Raw genomic sequence first — 243 nt, forward strand, 5'->3', positions numbered from 1 at the left:
CAGTTCCCGCCTGAAACGGAGCAGAAGTATCTGTCGTTCGTGAAGGACGTGCTGGCGTCGCGTTATGCGGAGTTCATCGGCAAGGAAATCCAGACGGCGTACCTCGAATCGTATTCGGAATACGGGCAGAACATCTTCGACCGCTATGTCACGTACGCCGACTTCTGGATTCAGGACCAGGAGTTCCGCGATCACGACACCGGCGAGAGCTTCGACCGCGCGGCCTTGAACGCCGAGCTGGAG

At 58.4% G+C, this 243-nt stretch carries 1 pseudogene; it reads left to right on the plus strand.

Annotated elements, in window-relative coordinates:
- A pseudogene (locus SB816_RS34395) lies at positions 1-243 on the plus strand (PrkA family serine protein kinase); the annotation flags it as partial.

Source organism: Achromobacter sp. SIMBA_011 (assembly GCF_046535435.1).
GTDB lineage: Bacteria > Pseudomonadota > Gammaproteobacteria > Burkholderiales > Burkholderiaceae_B > Achromobacter > Achromobacter dolens.